20 protein-coding genes and 1 tRNA gene are annotated in these 18,676 nt (G+C 66.4%); 1 reads left to right on the top strand and 20 read right to left on the bottom strand.

All coding sequences use genetic code 11. The features are described 5' to 3' along the window. Nucleotides 1–2: 2 nt before the first annotated feature. Genes BFL28_RS18655 through BFL28_RS18620 form a run of 8 tightly spaced genes read right to left on the bottom strand, consistent with a single transcriptional unit; the run spans nucleotide 3 to nucleotide 7,835 of the window. Nucleotides 3–767 (bottom strand): MBL fold metallo-hydrolase, encoded by a 765-nt coding sequence (locus tag BFL28_RS18655; protein WP_069322029.1) that lies wholly within the window; start codon nucleotides 765–767, stop codon nucleotides 3–5. Nucleotides 768–774: 7 nt separating this feature from the next. Beyond that, nucleotides 775–1,554 (bottom strand): TatD family hydrolase, encoded by a 780-nt coding sequence (locus BFL28_RS18650; RefSeq protein ID WP_069322028.1) that lies wholly within the window; start codon nucleotides 1,552–1,554, stop codon nucleotides 775–777. Further along, a complete protein-coding gene (gene metG / locus BFL28_RS18645; protein WP_069322027.1) occupies nucleotides 1,551–3,095 on the bottom strand; it encodes a methionine--tRNA ligase in 1,545 nt (514 codons plus the stop codon). The genes BFL28_RS18650 and metG overlap by 4 nt, the downstream gene beginning before the upstream one ends. Before the next feature lie 41 nt (nucleotides 3,096–3,136). Beyond that, nucleotides 3,137–4,123, bottom strand: coding sequence for a hypothetical protein (locus BFL28_RS18640; RefSeq protein ID WP_069322026.1), 987 nt, complete (start codon nucleotides 4,121–4,123; stop codon nucleotides 3,137–3,139). After that, nucleotides 4,120–4,743: a dTMP kinase gene (gene tmk / locus BFL28_RS18635; RefSeq protein ID WP_069322025.1), complete on the bottom strand. Its 624-nt coding sequence runs from the start codon at nucleotides 4,741–4,743 to the stop codon at nucleotides 4,120–4,122. The genes BFL28_RS18640 and tmk overlap by 4 nt, the downstream gene beginning before the upstream one ends. Next, the gene (locus BFL28_RS18630) at nucleotides 4,740–5,912 is read right to left on the bottom strand and encodes a D-alanyl-D-alanine carboxypeptidase family protein (protein ID WP_069322024.1); all 1,173 of its coding nucleotides are present in this window, start codon (nucleotides 5,910–5,912) and stop codon (nucleotides 4,740–4,742) included. The genes tmk and BFL28_RS18630 overlap by 4 nt, the downstream gene beginning before the upstream one ends. Before the next feature lie 35 nt (nucleotides 5,913–5,947). Beyond that, nucleotides 5,948–6,832, bottom strand: coding sequence for an SPOR domain-containing protein (locus BFL28_RS18625; protein WP_079247307.1), 885 nt, complete (start codon nucleotides 6,830–6,832; stop codon nucleotides 5,948–5,950). Beyond that, nucleotides 6,816–7,835, bottom strand: a complete 1,020-nt coding sequence (locus BFL28_RS18620; RefSeq protein ID WP_241527403.1) for a lytic murein transglycosylase — start codon at nucleotides 7,833–7,835, stop codon at nucleotides 6,816–6,818. The genes BFL28_RS18625 and BFL28_RS18620 overlap by 17 nt, the downstream gene beginning before the upstream one ends. Nucleotides 7,836–7,963: 128 nt before the next feature. Here BFL28_RS18620 and BFL28_RS18615 point away from each other — a divergent pair. Next, nucleotides 7,964–8,053, top strand: a tRNA-Ser gene (locus tag BFL28_RS18615). 49 nt (nucleotides 8,054–8,102) lie between these two features. Here BFL28_RS18615 and BFL28_RS18610 read toward each other — a convergent pair. The 12 genes from BFL28_RS18610 to frr all read right to left on the bottom strand — a co-directional run bounded on the left by BFL28_RS18610 (nucleotide 8,103) and on the right by frr (nucleotide 18,654). After that, complete coding sequence (locus tag BFL28_RS18610; RefSeq protein ID WP_069322021.1) at nucleotides 8,103–8,516, bottom strand: hypothetical protein; 414 nt, start codon at nucleotides 8,514–8,516, stop codon at nucleotides 8,103–8,105. 26 nt (nucleotides 8,517–8,542) lie between these two features. Then, nucleotides 8,543–8,872, bottom strand: a complete 330-nt coding sequence (locus tag BFL28_RS18605; RefSeq protein ID WP_069322020.1) for a PilZ domain-containing protein — start codon at nucleotides 8,870–8,872, stop codon at nucleotides 8,543–8,545. Between the two features lie 58 nt (nucleotides 8,873–8,930). Then, the gene (rpmE, locus tag BFL28_RS18600; RefSeq protein WP_069322019.1) at nucleotides 8,931–9,161 is read right to left on the bottom strand and encodes a 50S ribosomal protein L31; all 231 of its coding nucleotides are present in this window, start codon (nucleotides 9,159–9,161) and stop codon (nucleotides 8,931–8,933) included. 87 nt (nucleotides 9,162–9,248) lie between these two features. Next, nucleotides 9,249–10,130: a hypothetical protein gene (locus tag BFL28_RS18595; protein ID WP_131818692.1), complete on the bottom strand. Its 882-nt coding sequence runs from the start codon at nucleotides 10,128–10,130 to the stop codon at nucleotides 9,249–9,251. A 122-nt stretch (nucleotides 10,131–10,252) separates the two neighbouring features. Further along, complete coding sequence (fabZ, locus tag BFL28_RS18590) at nucleotides 10,253–10,732, bottom strand: 3-hydroxyacyl-ACP dehydratase FabZ (RefSeq protein ID WP_069322017.1); 480 nt, start codon at nucleotides 10,730–10,732, stop codon at nucleotides 10,253–10,255. Continuing rightward, nucleotides 10,732–11,349, bottom strand: a complete 618-nt coding sequence (locus BFL28_RS18585; RefSeq protein ID WP_069322016.1) for an OmpH/Skp family outer membrane protein — start codon at nucleotides 11,347–11,349, stop codon at nucleotides 10,732–10,734. The genes fabZ and BFL28_RS18585 overlap by 1 nt, the downstream gene beginning before the upstream one ends. Next, a complete protein-coding gene (bamA, locus tag BFL28_RS18580; RefSeq protein WP_173655801.1) occupies nucleotides 11,349–14,144 on the bottom strand; it encodes an outer membrane protein assembly factor BamA in 2,796 nt (931 codons plus the stop codon). The genes BFL28_RS18585 and bamA overlap by 1 nt, the downstream gene beginning before the upstream one ends. A gap of 140 nt (nucleotides 14,145–14,284) precedes the next feature. After that, nucleotides 14,285–15,418 (bottom strand): RIP metalloprotease RseP, encoded by a 1,134-nt coding sequence (gene rseP, locus BFL28_RS18575; protein WP_069322015.1) that lies wholly within the window; start codon nucleotides 15,416–15,418, stop codon nucleotides 14,285–14,287. Next, the gene (locus BFL28_RS18570; RefSeq protein ID WP_069322014.1) at nucleotides 15,415–16,572 is read right to left on the bottom strand and encodes a 1-deoxy-D-xylulose-5-phosphate reductoisomerase; all 1,158 of its coding nucleotides are present in this window, start codon (nucleotides 16,570–16,572) and stop codon (nucleotides 15,415–15,417) included. The genes rseP and BFL28_RS18570 overlap by 4 nt, the downstream gene beginning before the upstream one ends. Beyond that, nucleotides 16,569–17,363: a phosphatidate cytidylyltransferase gene (locus BFL28_RS18565; RefSeq protein WP_241527402.1), complete on the bottom strand. Its 795-nt coding sequence runs from the start codon at nucleotides 17,361–17,363 to the stop codon at nucleotides 16,569–16,571. The genes BFL28_RS18570 and BFL28_RS18565 overlap by 4 nt, the downstream gene beginning before the upstream one ends. After that, nucleotides 17,360–18,100, bottom strand: a complete 741-nt coding sequence (locus tag BFL28_RS18560; protein ID WP_079247306.1) for an isoprenyl transferase — start codon at nucleotides 18,098–18,100, stop codon at nucleotides 17,360–17,362. Before BFL28_RS18560 ends, BFL28_RS18565 begins: the two co-directional genes overlap by 4 nt. Next, nucleotides 18,097–18,654 (bottom strand): ribosome recycling factor, encoded by a 558-nt coding sequence (gene frr, locus BFL28_RS18555; protein WP_069322109.1) that lies wholly within the window; start codon nucleotides 18,652–18,654, stop codon nucleotides 18,097–18,099. Before frr ends, BFL28_RS18560 begins: the two co-directional genes overlap by 4 nt. Nucleotides 18,655–18,676 lie beyond the last annotated feature (22 nt).

Genomic DNA, 18,676 nt, shown 5'->3' with positions numbered 1-18,676 from the left:
GCTCAAAGGACGACCTCCATCCCGTCGAATCCTGGTTCGACGCCAGCTGGCAACTCAGCAACCAGTTCGCGGTAATCCATGCTGTTGTCCATATGCACAAGGATCGTGCGGCCGACCTGGCATTCTGTGGCCCATTGCAGTGTCTGGGCAAGATGCGGATGCGTTGGATGGGGGTGCCGGCGCAACGCATCGGCAACCCACAGGTCGACGCCGGCATATAGCTGCCACATCGACTCAGTAAATTTACTGAAATCAGTGGCATAGCCCACTGACTTGCCATCGCATTCGAAGCGCAGTCCGGCCGATACGATGCCGCCATGCGGTTGGTCTACCGACCGTACGGCGATGTTGCCGATCACCATGCCATCGTTCAGCGGCTCCAGCGTCGCCGTCGCGCGATACGGCCCGCCGCCCGCGAACACATATCGGAACCGCTCGGTAAGGCCCCTGCGTGTCGGCGCATCGGCAATCCCGCGCACCGGTCCACCCTGTGCGTGCATCAGCTGGCGAAGGTCGTCGATGCCATGCGCATGGTCGGCGTGATCGTGCGTCCAGATAACGGCGTCGACTTGATCCACATTCGCCGCCAACAGCTGCTCGCGCATGTCGGGGCTGGTATCCACCAGGATGCGGGTCGTGTCGCTCTCGATCAGGATGGACGCGCGGCTACGTCGGTTGCGCGGCTCGCCCGGGTCGCAAGCGCCCCAGTCGTTGCCGATCCGCGGCACGCCGGACGAAGTGCCCGAGCCGAGGATGCGCACCTTCATGCAGCCGTCATGCCAGCGTCTTGCCGAAGAGCCGGTGGAAATTGGCGCGCGTGGCGTCGGCGAGCTCGTCTGGGTCCTCGCCGCGCAATGCCGCCAGGTAGCGGCAAGTGTCCGCGACGAAGGCAGGCTCGCCGGTCTTTCCACGGTGCGGCACCGGCGCCAGGAACGGGGCATCGGTTTCGATCAGCAGCCGATCGATCGGCAGCCGCGCGGCGGTTGCCTGAAGATCCCGCGCGTTCTTGAAGGTCACGATGCCTGAGATCGAGATGTAGAAGCCGAGCGCCAGCGCCTCGTCGGCAAAATCATCGCTGGCAGTGAAGCAGTGGATGACGCCGGGATAGGCCCCCTTCCCCATCTCGTCCGTCAGGATCGCGGCGGTGTCCGCCTCAGCATCGCGCGTGTGGACGATCAGCGGCAGTCCAGTCTCGCGCGACGCCGCGATGTGCGATCGGAAGCTCGCCTGCTGCCGCGCACGGTCACTATGATCGTAATAGTAGTCGAGGCCGGTTTCACCGATGCCGACCACGCGCGGGTGCGCGGCGCGCGCAACCAGCTTTGCGGTATCGATATGCGAGTGCTCGTCCGCTTCATGCGGGTGGATGCCCACCGTCGCCCAGACGTCCGGCTCCCGTTCGGCGGTTGCCAGTACATCGTCCCATTCGCGCTCGCGCGTCGCGATGTTGAGCATCGCGACCACGCCGGTCGCGCGGGCCCGCGCCAGAACATCGGGCTGCTGCTCGCCCAGCCCCTTGTAGTTGAGGTGGCAATGGCTGTCGGCCAGTCTCACGCAGCGCTATCCTTCAGCTCCAGCCGGGGGAACACGCCGGTCGGCGGATCGATCCGATAGCCTTGCGCCGCCTTGACGTCATACCACGCGGACCCGGCCATATTCAGCGGTTTTTCATCGATCTGGGCCAGCAACCGCTCGGCCGAGGCGGGGATGACGGGCCAGATGATGATCGCAAGATCGCGGATCGCACGAACCAGCGTGCCGAGCACCGCATGCATCCGATCCGGGTCGGACTTGCGCAGCGCCCACGGGGCCTGGACGTCGATATACTGGTTGCAGGCAAAGACTGCGCGCATCCATGCCTCCAGCGCCTGACCGATCGCCAGCTCGTCGAACGCCGTGCGGAACTCGGCGGCCGTTGCGGCAACGACCGCCAGCAACTCCGCATCGGCAGGATCGCTCCGCCCCGGCTGGGGCAGCGCGCCGTCCAGGTTCTTGGCGATGAACGCGAGCGTGCGCTGTGCCAGATTGCCGAAGCTGTTCGCCAGATCGGCATTGGCGCGCGTGACGATCGCCTCGTCGCTGAAGCTGCCGTCGCTGCCGAAATTCACTTCGCGCAGCAGGAAATAGCGCAGCGCATCGACGCCGTAGAGGTTCGCCAGCTCGATGGGATCGACGACATTGCCAGTCGATTTCGACATCTTCTCGCCGCGGTTCAGGATGAACCCGTGCGCGAACACCTGGCGTGGCAGCTCGATCCCGGCCGACATCAGGAAGGCCGGCCAATACACGGTGTGGAACCGCGTGATATCCTTGCCGATCAGATGCAGGTTCGCCGGCCAATAGCGCGCAAGCTCACCGTCCAAGTCGGGATAGCCGATCCCGGTCAGATAATTGGTGAGCGCATCGACCCACACATACATGACATGCCCCGGCGATCCCGGCACCGGCACGCCCCAGTCAAAGCTGGTGCGCGATACCGAAAGGTCGGTCAGCCCGCCTTTGACGAACGACACGATCTCGTTGCGCGATCGTTCGGGCCGAATGAAGTCGGGTTGTGCATCGTAAAGCTCGAGCAGCCGGTCCTGATAGTTGGACAGGCGAAAGAACCACGTCTCCTCTGCGGTCCATTCAACCGGCGTACCCTGCGGCGACAGTTTGACGCCGCCCTCCCCCTCGCTCAGTTCCTTTTCCTCGTAAAAGGCTTCGTCGCGAACCGAGTACCACCCTTCGTAACGGTCGAGATACAGGTCGCCTCGGTCGACCATCGCCTGCCAGATCGCCTGGCTGGCAGCATAGTGATCAGTGTCGCTCGTGCGGATGAAGCGATCATATGAAATGTTGAGATCGCGCGCCATATCACTGAAATGGGCTGACATTTCATCGGCCAACTGACGCGCGGACATATCGCGGGCGCGCGCCGTCTGCGCCATCTTCAACCCATGTTCGTCGGTGCCGGTCATGAACCGCACGTCGCGACCCTGCTGCCGCTGGAAGCGCGCGATCGCATCGGCTGCGATCATCTCATAGGCATGGCCGATATGCGGCTTGCCATTGGGATAGTGGATTGCGGTGGTGATATAATAGGGGTCGGCCATGCGCGGGCTCTAGAGCATGCGCGCCTGGGATTGAAGCGCGATCAGCGGTTGGCCAGCCGCGCCAGAATGCCGCCCATCTCGAACACCGTGCCCTGCGCGTCCAGCGATTGCGCGATGGCCAGCGGCCCGAGCTGCGATGCGGCTGCATAGGCGTCGAGCGCTTGCGCAAGTCCGGGTCCCTGCCGGCCGCGTGCCTGCGTGGCGATGAACGCGGGCACGCGCGCCAGAAACGCCTCGTAACGCGGCTGCGCAGCCTTGACGCCCAGCGCCTTGGCCAGCCGCGCGCGGATCAGGTTGTCCGGATCGCCTCGTGCTGCGATCGCCGCCATCTCTTTGTCCAGCGTCGCGATATCAAGCCCGGCAAAGCCCAACGCCTTGCCTGGCGAGCCGTCCCCTGCCCGCACCAGCGCGTCGATCTCCGCCGCGCTCGCCTCGGGCAGTTCGGCCCGCAGCACGGCTGCCACATCCTCGTCGCTCAGCGGGTCGAAGCGCAGCAGCCGGCAGCGTGAGCGAATGGTCGGCAACAGCCGCCCCGGCGAATGACTGACCAGCAGGAAGATCGTGCCGACCGGCGGCTCCTCCAGGTTCTTGAGCAGCGCGTTGGCGGCGCCCGGGCGTTCGACGTCGTCGATCGAATCGATCACGACGACCCGGCGCATCGACATGCTGGGCTTTGTCGCGAACATCGGATTCAGCCCGCGCACCTGATCGATCTTGATCGACCGGGCGATGTCCTGCCCGGGCTTCTTCTCGGGATCCTTGGCCAGCCGTTCCAGCACGCGATAATCGGGGTGCGCGCCGGCCTCGATCATCCGGCGCGTGGCGTTCGCCTCCGGCACCTCGAAATCGCCTGCCAGATCGGTCGCACCGGCCGCCTCGGCCAGCATGCGCATCGCCGCCGCGCGGGCAAATCTCGCTTTGCCGATGCCCTCCGGCCCCGCGATCAGCCATGCATGGTGCAGCTGCGCGCCGGACAGCGCAGCGCGAAAAGCGGCCCGCGCCGCGGCATTGCCGACGAATGACGTCATGGCAGCAGGTCAGCCAGCGCGTCGATCAGGGCTGCCGTGACAGCTTCGACGGCACCCGTCGCATCGACCAGCCGCACCCGGTCGGGCTCGGCGGCAGCGATGCGGCGGAACTGCGCCGCAACCGCGCGATGAAAGTCCGGGCCGCGCGCGCCGAACCGATCCGCCGCCCCGCCGTCCCGGTCGATCGATCGTGCGTGCCCCTCGCCCTCCGGCAGGTCGAGCACCAGCGTGCGGTCAGGCAACAACCCCTTCGACCCAAAGCCGTGCAGCGCCAGGATCGCGGCATCGTCGATATCCTGTGCGCCCTGATAGGCTCGGGTCGAACCCACATAGCGATCGCACAGGACCCAGCTGCCCGCCTCAACCGCCGGGCGAATCAGCTTCTCGACATGATCGGCGCGCGCCGCCGCGAACAGCAACGTTTCGGCATGCGCGCTCCACCGCGCGACATCGCCCTGCATCAGCAGGCCACGCACGCCCTCGGCTCCCTCGGTCCCGCCCGGTTCGCGGGTAACCACGACGTTCAGCCCGCGAGCTTCGAGCGCGGCGGCCAGCCGCTTCACCTGAGTCGATTTGCCGACCCCTTCCCCGCCCTCCAGGGAGAGGAAGCGCCCCCTCATGCGAACAGCGACATCAGGCCGGCCCAGGCCCGCCCGAAAAAGCCGGCTTCGCCCACATCGGCCTCGGCGACGAGCGGAACGCGCTGCTCGGGCATACCGGGCGCGGTGATGACCAGTTCGGCGACTTGCTGACCCGCCTTGATCGGTGCCTTGATCGGCCCGTCATAGACCACGGTCCCGCGCAGCTCCGGGCTCGTTCCGGCCGGCACCGCGACTGCCAGGTCGCGCGGCGCCACCAGGCCGACTTCGCTCTCGTCGCCCAGCTGGACCGGTGCGCTATCGACCTTGCGCCCCTTGCTCACCACCTTGTGCGATGACCAGGCGCGGAAGCCCCAGTCCATGAACTTGACCGATTCCTCGATCCGCCCGTTAAAGCTGGTGAGCCCGGCGACGACCATGACCAACCGCCGGCCATTCTGTTCGGCCGAGCCGGTGAAGCCATAACCCGCCTCCTCGGTATGACCGGTCTTCAGCCCATCTGCCCCCTTGACTCGGCCCAGCAACGGATCGCGATTGGCCTGGGTAATCGGCTGACCGCCCATCGTCGTGCCATAGGTGAAGCTCTCCTTGGAATAGAAGCGCTTGTACAGGTCGGGATGGTTGACGATCGTCGCCTTGGCGAGCTTCGCCAGGTCGCGGGCGGTCACATAGGTGCGGCCCTCGTCCGGCCAGCCGTTCGACGTGCCGAACTGGCTGTTGGTCAGGCCAAGCTCCTTCGCCTTCTGGTTCATCAGGTTGACGAACGCCTGCTCGGTTCCGGCGAGATGCTCGGCCAGCACGACACACGCGTCGTTGCCGGAGACGACCATGATCCCGTTCAGCAGATTTTCGACGCTCACCTTCGAACCCGGTGAGAGGAACATGGTCGAGCCCGCTGAAGGTCCATGCCATTTCTGCCACGTCTCCGGCCGCACATCGGCCATGTCGGTGAGCTTGAGCTTGCCCTGCTTGACCAGGTCGAACGCCACATAGGCCGTCATCATCTTCGCCATCGAAGCAGGCGGCATCCTGCGGTCGGCGTCCTTGGCATAGAGGACCGCGTTCGATGACAGGTCCTCCATAAAGGCGACCGGCGCGATCGTCTCGAACGGCGGGGTCTGCGCGGCGGTCGGCGCAACGGCGAGAGCGGCGAGGATGACGGCGGGAGCGGCGAAGAAGAGCTTCTGCATGAAATGACCTGAACGCTGGAAGTTACGGGACGAAATTACCGGACTGAGACGATTCGCGCGTCGGCATAGCCGCGCTGCGCCAGGTCCGCACGCGCGCGTTGCGCGGCGGCGCTGTCTGGATACGGACCGACCTGGACGCGATAGACCTCGCCGGCAGGCCGTACCACCCCGCCGATCTGGCCCGCCAACAGCTGGGCCCGCTGCGCGCTGGACAGCGCAGCCACCTGAACGAACAGTCCGGTCGTCGCGGGCGCGGGCGTTGCGGCTGGCTTCGTCACGGGTGCTGCGGCCTGCGCCCGGACGGGCGGTGCCGGGCGCATCGGCGGCCGGGCCGTAACCGACGCCGTGGTCACGGGATCCGGTGATCGCGCGCCCAATTGCTTGCGCAATCCTGCGAGCAGCGCCGGCGGTGCATCGGCACGCGGCGGTAGCGGCTGACCGGCGGCAAGCAGCGCGGAGTCGCTCGGCGCGACGGTCACCCGCCGCACGCGCACCGCAGGATTTCCGGTAACGCCAAGCTGTCGCGCCGCGTCGGCAGACAGATCCAGCAGGCCCGGACCCGGTCCCCGAACGGCCACCACGATCGTCCGGCCGCTATTCAGCGCCGTCACCTCGGCATGCCTTCCTGCTGGCAGATCGGCACTTACCGCAAACACACCCTCGCCCGGGCCGGCATAACCGGCATAGCCGACGCGATCGAACCGCTCCTCGCCCGGGCGCAGTTGAGAGCTGCCTTGCGGCCCGCTCGATGGCGGCGGTCCGCCTGCCTGCTGTGCACCCCCTGTCGCCCGCGCAATCGCATCCGGCTGGGCATAGCTCGCCCCAGTCGCCGGACCCGCATGGTGCGGCGTCTGCGCGAGGCCCTGTCCCGCCAATGCCATCGCCCCGGCAAGCACGATGCCGCTATTTCTCGATCTCATCCGCCAGCAGCCCCACCGAAAGCGCGTAGAAGTTGGAACAGTTGTAATCCAGGATCACGCGATAATTGCCCGTCAGCAGATAGGCGGTCTTGCCCGGCCCGTCCGGCTCCAGCAGCGTCGCCAGCATGTCGCCACTTGGCCAGGTGCCATTCTGCGGCACGATCCCCAGCGCACGCCATTCGGCCATGGTCATCCACCGCGAATGCCGGTCGAATACCCGCGGGCAGCGCGGCGAGATGGTGCGCCCCCGGGCCGCCGCGCGGTCAAACCCGCTCGGCACGTTGACGGCAAAGCCCCATGGCTGCCCCGCCCGCCAGCCCGCATTGACGAAATAATTCGCGATCGACGCAAGCGTGTCGGCCTCGTTCGACCAGATGTTGGCGACGCCGTCCCCGTCCCCATCACGCGCCAGCCGCAGATAGACGGAGGGAAGGAACTGCGGATAGCCGAACGCGCCGGCCCAACTGCCCAGCAACCGCTCGCGCGGCACCCCGCGATCGATCATCTTCATCGTCGCGACGAATTCGCCCGCGAACAGGGTGCGCCGGCGCCCTTCATAGGCCAGCGTCGCCAGGCTGCGCGGCAGGTCGAAATTGCCGGTATAGCTGCCGTAATTCGTCTCGTGGCCAAAGATCGCCACCATCACCGATTCGGGCACCCCCGTCTCGCGCTCGACTCGCGCCAGCAACGGCCGCAGCCGCTGATAGGTCGTGCGCCCCCGGCTGATCCGCGCCGCATCGACATGCCGCGCCTTATAGGGCGCGAAGTTGGGGATCGAGGCGGTGGCGCTCGGCGGTCCGCCGGGCTGGTCACGATCCAGCGCTACGACCCGCGGATTGAAGGTGAGCGTGGGCAGCACGCGATCGAGCGTGCGGGGGCTCACCCCCTCGCGCACGGCCTGCTCGCGCAACGGGCCGTTGATATAGGCCTGAAATCCGCTTTCGTCCTGAGCCGCAGCCGGCCCGCCGACGAGCATCCACGCGCTCGCGACGGTACCGGCCATAGTGATACGCCGTAACAGGCTTTGGGAATCCCGCATGACGCCGTTCTGGCACAGCGGGGCGTTCAGGTGAATCCCCGATTGCCACCCACTTGCGGAAAAGACGCCGAAGCGCCAAAGCCACGCGACGCGGAGAGGTGGCCGAGTGGTTTAAGGCAGCGGTCTTGAAAACCGCCGTGGGTGCAAGCTCACCGTGGGTTCGAATCCCACCCTCTCCGCCACTTCACACCCGTGCCGTCCGCGCCCATCCGCCTTGCCAACCGGGCCACCTCATCGCCTGGATGCTAATCCCATCAGGTTCGGCGCAATGCCGCTCACGCGGGCCGGACCGTTCAGGTCGGCCGCATCGAAGGTCAGCGCCATCACGGGGCGGAAACGGAAGCTGCGCGGACGGCGGTTGTTGATCGCGTTCATCTCGTCCAGCGCTCGGCCATGTGCCGACCGCTCGGCGTGATCGCTCGGGTCGATCCGGTATTCGCGATCGCTCGCCCGCCTTGCCGGCCCCCCGATCTCGCTTGGCGGCAAGGCTGCGGTTCCGCTCAGTCGGACCACGGCATAGGGCCGCGACGGGGCGGCAGGGCGCCGCTCAGCATGGCATTCGCCTGCAATTGCCAGCATCGTCACAACGAACACGCAACTGCGCATCGCCTCGCTCCCCAGGCCGAAGCGAAGGATGTCGGACATCGGCTGCGGGCGCAAGCCGATGTGCGTCAGTCGGCGATCAGGCTGTCCAATTCAGCTTCGGTCAACGGGATCTCGAACTCGAGGCCGGCTTCGAAGTCGGTCGACCATGCGACCCGCGCGGCCCAGTGGCCGACATGCGGCAGGGTCAGCCAGATCATGCTGTCCCGGCGCAGCTGCGAGAACATCTCGATCCGTGCGCCACCAGCGGACAGGTCGGTCACGCGGCACAGCGCGCGATCCAGCCCACCGCGCCCCACTCGCGCATCCAGTGACACCGGCGCGCGCGCATTGCGCCGCTGGCCGATGACTGCCGGTTCGAATTCTGCTGAAAAACTGCGCTTGCCCGGTGAAATCATCGGGCAAGCCTAGGATGCGATGGCTAACGGCGCGTTAACGACGCCGTCAGCCGCGCGATCACTTCTTGGTAAGCGAAAGCCCGCCGAAACGCTTGTTGAAGCGTGCCACCTGGCCGCCCGCATCCAGCATCTGGCCGCGGCCGCCAGTCCAGGCCGGGTGCGCCAGCGGATCGATTTCCAGCTGCATCGTGTCGCCTTCCTTGCCCCAGGTGGAGCGAGTCTCGTACACGGTGCCGTCGGTCATCTGCACCTTGATCATGTGATAGTCGGGGTGCGTGTCTTTCTTCACGGGAAATTCCTTGGATGGGCCGCCGGTTTCCGACCGGCAGCAAGAGGGCGCGCGCCTAGCAGAGCGGTCGCAAAAGCGCAACCGGCGCTATTCGGCAATATACTGCCAGACGCCACCGGGTCCCCCGCGCACCCACACTGTCGTATAGGGGATGATGGCCAGCTCGCCTGTCGGCACCGGCCCCTTGCGCCGGATCATACCCCAGGTCACGCCCATGTCGCCGCTTGAAGCCACCTCCACCGCATCCGGTGCCCACGTTACCGGGCTGGGCGGCGGGCCGCCTATCGTGCCGCAGATCTTGTCTAGGCCGATCAGCATCCCGCTGCGCGATCCGCCCAGGTTCGTCGCGTCCCGGCGACCATGCTTGCAGAAAGCCGGCCCCAGGCCCATCGCCTGCGCTTCGTCTGAAAAGCGACGCTCGGCCGCATCGATGCTGGCACGATGCCGCGCGATCGCTCGCGCATCACGGCTGGCCGCGACCAGGCGCGGCGGCAGCACGGGTGGCAGGCTGGGTTGAACTTCCTCGCTCGCCAGGCGCTGCTGCTTGTACGAGACGACGCGCCAGCCATCGCGGTCCTTGCGCCAATAGGAAAGATACTTGGCTCGTCGCACTGTGCCGTCGGCATCGCGAAGCGCCATCATCCCCATGGTGAAGCCCTGCATCGCATCGGCCGAGATGCCGGCCCGCACCGGCGCCCAGGTCGCCGTGGCTGTGCGGTTGCGCGGCTCGGCGCTCAGCGTGGCGATCGCCTCGGCCTTGGATCGCGTGAAAGTCGCATCCAGGCGGGGCATCGCCACGTCGTGCGCGAACATCGCCGCTATCCCGTCAATGGCGTTCGTTCGCGCGCTGGCCTGAGCAAAGCCGCGATCTGCGGCGATCAGAGCCTCGGCCGCTCGGATGGGCATGACGCGCTGCGCACTGGCCGGTGCCGCCACCATCATCACGATGCCAACCGTTATTGCGCGCATAGCCCCCTCCCTCTCGTGGAGCCACTATGCGCTGCCTCGCCCCGCCGGCCAAGCTGCTCGATGCACATGAAAACGCCGCGCGACACGAGCCGCACGGCGTTTCATTCACAATGGAATTCAGTTCAAGCGGAAGGCGGGTCCGCGATCATCGCGGTAAATTCGCACTCGGTCGCCAGATCATCGCCCAGATAGGCCTTGCCTGCGAACTTGCAGATGCGCGCCCGCTTCTGCACGAACTCGACCTCGAGCCGCAGCAGCACGCCCGGCTCGACCGGCTTGCGGAACTTCACGCCGTCGATCGACATGAAGTAAACCAGCTTGCCCGAGCCGGCGAGGCCCAGGCTCTCGACCGCAAGTACGCCCGCTGCCTGTGCCAGCGCCTCGACCTGAAGGACGCCGGGCATGATCGGCCTTCCCGGGAAATGCCCCTGGAAGAATTCCTCGTTGATCGACACTGCCTTGATCGCGACGATGCGATGGTCCTTGACCAGGCTCTCGACGCGATCGACCAGCAGCATCGGGTAACGGTGCGGAAGCGCGGCCATGACCCGCGTGATATCAAGCGGGCCAATGGCCGTGCCCGCTTCCGCCGTCTCGCTCATCAGCGGCCCGTCGGTGCCGGCTTGGCAGGCGCAGGCTGTGCAGCCGGCTGCGTGGGTGCCGGCGCCGTCGTGCTGACGCTCGGCAGCTGCGAGTTCAACGCAGTCAGGACCGCGTCGGTGATGTCGACCGACGTTGCGGAGAACAGCGTGCTGTCCTTGGCCACCGCGATCGTCGCGCCGCGCTGCTGTGCGATCTGCTGCACGACCGGCACCATCTTCTGCGCGATCTGCTGCTGCACATACTGCACGTTGCGCTGGAAGGACTGCTCACGCTGCGCGACGGCCTGCTGCGCCTGCTGCGCCTTGGTCTGGAACGCCTGGATGCGCGTGGTCAGCGCGGCGTCGGGCTTGCCATTGGCCGCCTTGACCGCTGCTTCGAGCGAGGTCTGCTCGCCCTGCAGCGGCGCGCCCTGCTGCTGCGCGAACTGCTGAAGCTGGGTGCGCTGCGTCTGCAGCTGCGTGTTGGCAGCGACGCAGGCCGTGCACTGGCCCATCACGCGATCGACGTCGACGACGGCGATCTTGGCATCGGCCAGCGCCTGCGCCGAGACGGCACCGGCACCAAAGGTTGCGCCTGCAACCGCAAGCGCGGCGAGGAGAGTCTTGGAGTTACGCATTAGAAGGACGTCCCTACGTTGAAGCTGAAGAGTTTGTCGTCGTCGCCTTTCTCCTTGAGGAAGGCGTAGGCAAGATCGAGGCGCAGCGGCCCGAACGGCGAGTTCCAGTTGACGCCGATGCCCGCCGACAGGCGCGGCTTCGGCGAATTGCCCAGGAAGCGCTCCTGGAACGGGTCCGTGATCTGGTTGAACACCGCGTTGATCGAGGTGCCCGAACATGGGCCACCCAGCGAAGAGGCATAGCCAACGCTGCAGGTCGTGACCTGCCCCGGCGCGATGGTATCGCTGACCGGGACCGTATAGAGCGCCAGCGTCTGCCCGTTCACGACCGTGGTCTGCGGCACAAGCAGCGGCAGCAGCGTCGGCGAGCCGTCGGCGTTGACGGCGCCCGGCAGCGAGGTGCTGAAGCGCGGATCCGACGGGTTGGTCAGGATCGTCTTGCTGCCGTCCGGGTTGGTGAACACGCGCGCCTGCTGGAACGTCGCGGTCCGGCCCGGCTGCCGCACGCCCCAGTTCGCGCCCGCCATCACGAAGATCGACGGCCGCAGCCCCATTTCTCGCGCGCCGGCGCCGAGCGGGATTTCGAGCTCGAGCTTGCCCAGATAATAAGCCCGGCCGCCGATCGCGTCGTCGAATATCTGATCGCGATCGGTGATCAGCGTCTGGTTCCCCGCTGCCGCCGTGCCGGTATAGCCGATGCGCTGGATGCGCGGGCCCACGCCACGGATGTCGAAGCCGCGGAACTGCGGCTCGCCCAGGAAGAAGCGATCGGTGATGCGCACCGGATCGATTGTCGCCGTGCCCTTTTCAAGGCTGTGGATATACCCGCCTTCAAGACCCGCCGAGAAGATGAAGCCGCTGCCGATGTTCCAGTATTTGTCGGCATCGAACCGGCCGCGCAGATAGCGCACGTCGCCGCCCAGCCCGGCAAAGTCGCCGCCGACCCCCAGGCGCTGACCCGCCGTCGGACGCAGCCGGCTGTTGAGGCTGTCATAGATCAGCGAAAGCCCGATGCTCGACGTCCAGCGGTCGCCGAGCGCTTCGCACAGATAGCGGCCGGCCAGCAGCGGATCGCACACGCCGTTGCGGAAGAAGGTGTTCTCGTCCAGCCCGACCTGGTCATAGGTCAGGTTGTAGCGCGCCGAAGCCGTCCAATATTCGGTCAGCGGCACGCCCAGCACCAGCTGGCCGCCGGTCGACACCTGCTCATAGGTGGTGCGGCGATCGGCGCCGACGAAGTTGAACGAATTGAAGTCGCGGCGGAAGATCGTGCCGCCCAGCGCGACGTTCTGATCGAACAGATACGGCTCGGTAAAGCCGACCTCGACCGACTTCGAATAGCTCGAATAATCGGCCGACAGCCGAAGGTCCTGGCCGCGGCCGCGGAAGTTGCGCTGGCGGATCGAGCCCTGGAAGATGAAGCGCTCGAGGCTCGAGAAACCGGCCGACAGCGTCAGTTCGCCGGTCGATCGCTCCTCGACATTGGCGGTCAGCACGACGCGGTCGGGCGCCGAACCTTCCTTCTGCTCGATCTCGAACTTCTCGTTGAAATAACCGAGCGAGTTGATGCGGTCCTGCGACCGCTTGACCAGGAAGGTATTGAAAGCATCACCCTCGGCCAGCCGCATCTCGCGGCGGATAACCTTGTCCTGGGTCTGCGTGTTCCCGTTGATGTCGATCCGCTCGACATAGGTGCGCCGCGCCTCGCCGATGTTGAAGTTGAGCGTCATCGTCAACTTCTCGCGGTCGCGCTGGAACTCCGGCCGCACGTCGGCAAAGGCATAGCCGAGCATGCCGGCCGCTTCCTGCAGGCCGTCGACCGTGTCCTCGACCTTCTTGGCATCGTACCAATCGCCTTCCTTGATCGCGAGGCTCGCCGCCAGCGCCTTGTCGTCGAAGTCGCGAATCGCGCTGTCGACCGTCACCGGACCGAACTTGTAGCGGGGGCCTTCCTCGACGACATAGGTGATGATGAAGTCGCGCTTGTCGGGCGTCAGTTCGGCCACCGCCGACACGACCCGGAAATCGGCATAGCCCTGCGTAAGATAGAATTGCCGCAGCTTCTGCTGGTCATACGCCAGGCGATCCTGGTCATAGCTAGTGTTCGAGCTCAGGATGCTGGTCAGGCGCGACTGTTTCGTCACCATCTCGCCGCGCAGTTCGCCGTCGCTGAACTGTTCGTTGCCGATGATGTTGATCTGGCGGACCTTGGACTTGGCACCCTCGCGGATCTCGAAGATCACGTCGACGCGGTTCTGGTCCAGGCTGACCATCTTGGGTTCGACCACCGCGGCAAAGCGGCCCTGCCGGCGATACAGTTCGACGATCCGGGCAACATCGGCACGAACCGCGGTGCGCGTGAACATCTGGCGCGGCGCGAGCTTGATCTCCTTGGTGATCTTGTCGCTCTTCAGGCGCTTGTTGCCCTCCAGCACCACGCGGTTGATGATCGGGTTCTCACGCACGCGCAGCACGATGTCGCCGCTCTCGACGCCTTCGATCGTCACGTCGGCGAGCAGTTCGGACGCCAGCACGTCCTTGATCGCCTGGTCGAGCGTCTCGGGTGTATAGGGCTGGCCCACGCGCAGGCGGGTATAGGACAGCACCGTTTCCGGCTCCAGGCGCTGGGTCCCCTCGACACGCAGCGAGCGAATCGGCCTGGCGTCCGCCGGTGCGACGACCTGCGCTTCAGGCGCGGCCTCGGGCGCGCGGGGCACCGGCCGGCTCATTGGGCGTGGCTGCCGGCTCTGGGCGTGCGCCGCGGCGATTCCGGTGGTCAGCATCGTGCCCGCCATCAGGACAGCGGCGGCGCCCCGGCCGAGCTTGAATGCACCGATCTTGTAAACGTTATTCGCAGTCACATCCCACCCCAGTCGGATTGAGGGTATTTTCTTGGCCGAAGCGAGGGCCGCACCGCCGCCCTGCCCCAACCACGTCAGCCGATCAACCCGGCCAGATTCCGCCAGACGCCGAAAGCGCCCAGATCGTTGAAGGTCACCAGCAGCATCAGCGCCAGGATCGCCATCACCCCGCCGCGAAACGCCCACTCGATGACCTGCGGCTCCACCGGCTTACGCCGAACAGCCTCGACCGCATAGAACAGAAGATGGCCACCATCCAGCACCGGAACTGGCAGCAGGTTGATGAACCCCAGATTTATCGAAATCAGCGCGATCAGGAACACGAACTCGGTCGCGCCCATCGCAAAGCGCTCACCCGATACTTTCGCGATTCGCAGTGGCCCGCCCAGTTCTTCGACTGATCTGCGTCCAGTGATGATCTGGCCCAGCCCATCGATCTGCATACGCAGGATCGCGCCGGTTTGCTGGATGCCCGCCCATGGCGCTTCCAGCAGGCTGACCGGACGCGCCACCTGCGGTCCCGACTGCACGCCCAGCAACCCGACGCGCTCTTCGTTGCCGAACCGGTCGCGCATCGTGCGCACGCCCGCTGTGGCCGTCACCTCGCTGATCTGCCCGGCACGATCGATCTGCAGGTCGATGTCTTCGCCGGGCCGCATCACCACATATTTGGCGACGTCGTTGAAATTCTCGACGCTGCGACCGCCCACCGTCAGGATGCGATCGCCCGGCAGGATTCCGGCGCTTGCGGCAGGCGATCCGTCCTGCACCGCCGCGACGATCGCCGGCGTGTCCGGCCTGCCATAAGCGACGAAGAACGCCGCAAGGATCAGGATTGCGACGATGAAGTTGGTCAGCGGCCCGGCCGCGACGACGATCGCGCGCTGCCACAGGGGCTTGGCCTGGAACGTCTGGGCACGCTCGGCAGCAGGAAGCGACAACCACTCCGGGCTAGGCTGGCCCGCCGGGTTCATGTCGCCGGCAAACTTGACGTAACCGCCTAGCGGCAGCCAGCCGACCTCCCCCCGCGTGCCGCGCTTGTCTGTAAACCCGCCGATCTCGCGGCCGAACCCGATCGAGAACACCTCCGCCTTGATCCCGAACCAGCGCCCGGCAAGATAGTGGCCAAGCTCGTGCAGGAAGACCAGCGGCCCGAGCAGGAGCAGAAAGGCCAGGATGTAGAACAGGAACCCGGGAGCTTCGTTCAAGCGATGCAATCCTTCACTCGCTCGCCCGCGATCTGCCGCGCTTGTCCATCGATCGCCAGCACGTCGTCGAGGCTGTCCGGCGCGGCCGGGTCATAGCGTTCCAGCGTATCCGAGACGATTGCGGCAATTTCAAGAAAGCCGACCTGCCCCTTCAGAAAGGCCGCGACCGCGATCTCGTTGGCGGCATTCAGGATGGCTGGCCGCGCGCCACCGGCCGCCAGCGCCTCGCGCGCCAGCTTCAGGCAGGGAAAGCGCGCATAATCCGGCGCCTCGAAATCCAGCCGGCCGACGGTGGCCAGATCCAGCCGCTGGCACGGCGTTTCCATCCGGCGCGGCCAGGCCAGCGCGTGGGCGATCGGCACGCGCATGTCCGGTGCGCCCAGCTGCGCGAGCAGCGACCCGTCGACATATTCGACCAGACTGTGGATGACCGATTGCCTGTGGACGAGCACGTCGAGCTGATCGGCGTCGACGGGGAACAGGTGGAACGCCTCGATCAGTTCCAGGCCCTTGTTCATCATCGTCGCCGAATCGACGCTGATCTTCGCGCCCATCGACCAGTTGGGATGCGCCACCGCCTGCGCTGGCGTGATGGCGCGCATCTCGTCCAGGCTCCGCTCGCGGAATGGCCCACCGCTGGCGGTCAGGATGATCCGCGCGATTTTGTCGGCATTGCCCGGCTCCAGGCACTGGAACACCGCATTATGTTCCGAATCGACCGGCAACAGCGTGACCCCATGCCGGGCGACCGCGCCGGTCATCACGTTCCCGGCCGAAACCAGCGATTCCTTGTTCGCCAGCGCGACGGCCTTGCCGCCTTCGATCGCGGCCAGCACCGGCTTCAACCCGGCCGTGCCGACGATCGCCGCCATGGTCCAGTCCGCGCCCATTCGCGCCGCCTCGCACACGGCGTCCGCCCCGCCTGCGCATTCGGTATCGGTATCGCCCAGCGCCTCGCGCAGGGCCGGCAGGCAGCTTTCATCCGCGACCACCGCGCGCCGCGCACCGGTGCGCCGCGCCGCATCGGCAAGCTTGCCCACATCGCAATTGGCCGTCAGCGCCAACACGCGATAGGCGTCCGGCTCGCGCTCGATCAGGTCGAGCGTCGAGGTACCGACCGAGCCGGTTGCGCCAAGGATCGTGATCGTCTTCATTGCAGCAACAGCAGCACAAGCATTGCGACCGGCGCCACCGGCACCAGTCCGTCCAGCCGGTCCAGCACGCCACCATGACCGGGCAGGATGTTGCTGGAATCCTTGACCCCCGCGCGGCGCTTGAGCCAGCTTTCGTAAAGGTCGCCGGCCTGCGCCAGCACGGCCAGCAGCGGCGTTGCGATGACGAGCGGCAACGGCAGTCCATAGGGCGTCAGGGCTATCGCGAACAGCGTCGCGCCCACGACGCCGCCGCCTAGGCCGGCCCAGGTCTTGTTCGGGCTGACCACCGGCATCAGCTTGGGTCCGCCGATCGCACGGCCGGCGAAATAGGCGGCGATGTCCGTCGCCCAAACCAGCGCCATCGCCCAGAATGCGAGCAGTCGCCCATCCGGCGCCTCGCGCAGCACCAGCAGCGCCAGCACGGGCAGCCCGACATACGCCGCGCCCACGCCCAGCATGCCGTTGCGCGTGACGATCGCGATGAAAAAGGCTGCCGCGCCGATCAGCCCCAGCGCCAGGAAGCTAGGTCCGGCGGCGATCGGCGCCATGATCGACAGCGGCACCATCAGCGCATATTGCGCCAGACGCTTGTGCCACACCGACGCGCCGTGCAGTCCGCCCCATTCGTGCATCATGATAAGCGCGGCGATCGTCACCAGCAGCCAGAAGGCGAAGCCTCCGAACCATAATGCCGCCGCCGCGATGGCGATCAGCGCAACGCCGACCACCGCGCGCGTGCCGAGATCGGCATTCTTGCGCGGGGGAAGGTCCAGGGGGGGAATTTCGCTCACAAGCCTCCGAAGCGTCGCTGCCGCTGGCCGAACTGCGCGACTGCCGCCGCTAGCGCAGTCCCGTCGAAATCGGGCCACAGCGTGTCGACGAACAGCAATTCGGCATAGGCCGCCTGCCACAACAGGAAGTTCGACAGCCGCTGCTCGCCCGACGTGCGGATCAACAGGTCGAGCGGCGGCAGGCCATGCGTCGTCAGCGCGTCGTCGAACATCGCCTCGTCGATCGCATCCGGCTCGATCTCACCCGCCTTCGCTGCTGCCGCCAGCCGCCGCGCCGCAGCCAGGATCTCGGCCTGCGCGCCATAGTTCAGCGCGATCACCAGCGTCGATCCGCCATTGCCCGCCGTGCGCGCGATCGCATCGTCGATCATCGCGACCAAGTCGCTCGACAGTGCGTGATAGTCGCCGATCACGCGCAGTCGCACGCCCTCGGCGATCAGGTCCTTGAGCTCGTTCTTCAGGAAGAAGCGCAGCAACCCCATCAGGTCGCGGACTTCCTCTTCCGGCCGCCGCCAGTTTTCCGACGAAAAGGCATAGAGCGTCAGGACCTCGATGCCCAGTTCGCGCGCCGCCGTGGCCACGCGGCGCACGGCCTCCACGCCTTGCTTGTGCCCCGCGATCCGCGGCAGCCGGCGCGCTTTTGCCCAACGGCCGTTGCCATCCATGATGATGGCGACGTGGCGGGGCACCGCCCCGCCCTCCGGACCGGCCGGAACGGGCACGGGGACCGCGCTCACTTGCCTAGGATTTCCTTTTCCTTGGATGCCGCCGCCGCGTCGATCTCGGCGATCGTCGAGTCGGTCAGCTTCTGCACCTCGGCTTCATGGCGCTTGCGTTCGTCCTCGCCGAACTCGCCCTTCTTCTCGTCGGCCTTCAGGCTGTCCATGCCGTCGCGGCGGACGTTGCGCGCGGCAACGCGAGCGTTTTCGGCATATTTCGAGGCCAGCTTGGCCAGCTCCTTGCGGCGTTCCTCGGTCAGGTCCGGGATCGGCAGGCGCAGCGTCTGTCCGTCGACGATCGGGTTGAGGCCGAGGCCGGCCGAGCGGATCGCCTTGTCCACCGGGCCGACGTTCGACTTGTCCCACACCTGGACCGAGATCATGCGCGGCTCTGGCACCGATACCGTCGCCACCTGGACCAGTGGCATGTGCGCGCCATAAACCTCGACCGTCACCGGATCGAGCAGCGACGTGCTCGCACGCCCGGTGCGCAGGCCCTGCAGGTCATGCTTCAGCGCCTCGACTGCGCCCGCCATGCGACGCTCGAGATCGGCTTTACTGTATGCGGCCATCTTCACGGCTCCCCTATTGCGT

Source organism: Sphingomonas turrisvirgatae (genome assembly GCF_001721295.1).
Taxonomy (GTDB): Bacteria; Pseudomonadota; Alphaproteobacteria; order Sphingomonadales; family Sphingomonadaceae; genus Sphingomonas; species Sphingomonas turrisvirgatae.
This window is presented reverse-complemented; position numbering and strand designations above follow the sequence as displayed.

Coding starts and splice junctions, on each gene's coding strand:
- BFL28_RS18655 (WP_069322029.1), bottom strand. CDS start 767: ATGAAGGTGCGCATCCTCGGCTCGGGCACTTCGTCCGGCGTGCCGCGG.
- bamA (WP_173655801.1), bottom strand. CDS start 14,144: ATGGCGGGCACGATGCTGACCACCGGAATCGCCGCGGCGCACGCCCAG.
- frr (WP_069322109.1), bottom strand. CDS start 18,654: ATGGCCGCATACAGTAAAGCCGATCTCGAGCGTCGCATGGCGGGCGCA.
- tmk (WP_069322025.1), bottom strand. CDS start 4,743: ATGAGGGGGCGCTTCCTCTCCCTGGAGGGCGGGGAAGGGGTCGGCAAA.
- metG (WP_069322027.1), bottom strand. CDS start 3,095: ATGGCCGACCCCTATTATATCACCACCGCAATCCACTATCCCAATGGC.
- BFL28_RS18570 (WP_069322014.1), bottom strand. CDS start 16,572: ATGAAGACGATCACGATCCTTGGCGCAACCGGCTCGGTCGGTACCTCG.
- BFL28_RS18630 (WP_069322024.1), bottom strand. CDS start 5,912: ATGCAGAAGCTCTTCTTCGCCGCTCCCGCCGTCATCCTCGCCGCTCTC.
- BFL28_RS18605 (WP_069322020.1), bottom strand. CDS start 8,872: ATGATTTCACCGGGCAAGCGCAGTTTTTCAGCAGAATTCGAACCGGCA.
- BFL28_RS18610 (WP_069322021.1), bottom strand. CDS start 8,516: ATGTCCGACATCCTTCGCTTCGGCCTGGGGAGCGAGGCGATGCGCAGT.
- BFL28_RS18625 (WP_079247307.1), bottom strand. CDS start 6,832: ATGAGATCGAGAAATAGCGGCATCGTGCTTGCCGGGGCGATGGCATTG.
- fabZ (WP_069322017.1), bottom strand. CDS start 10,732: ATGAGCGAGACGGCGGAAGCGGGCACGGCCATTGGCCCGCTTGATATC.
- BFL28_RS18640 (WP_069322026.1), bottom strand. CDS start 4,123: ATGACGTCATTCGTCGGCAATGCCGCGGCGCGGGCCGCTTTTCGCGCT.
- BFL28_RS18585 (WP_069322016.1), bottom strand. CDS start 11,349: ATGCGTAACTCCAAGACTCTCCTCGCCGCGCTTGCGGTTGCAGGCGCA.
- BFL28_RS18620 (WP_241527403.1), bottom strand. CDS start 7,835: ATGGCCGGTACCGTCGCGAGCGCGTGGATGCTCGTCGGCGGGCCGGCT.
- BFL28_RS18595 (WP_131818692.1), bottom strand. CDS start 10,130: ATGCGCGCAATAACGGTTGGCATCGTGATGATGGTGGCGGCACCGGCC.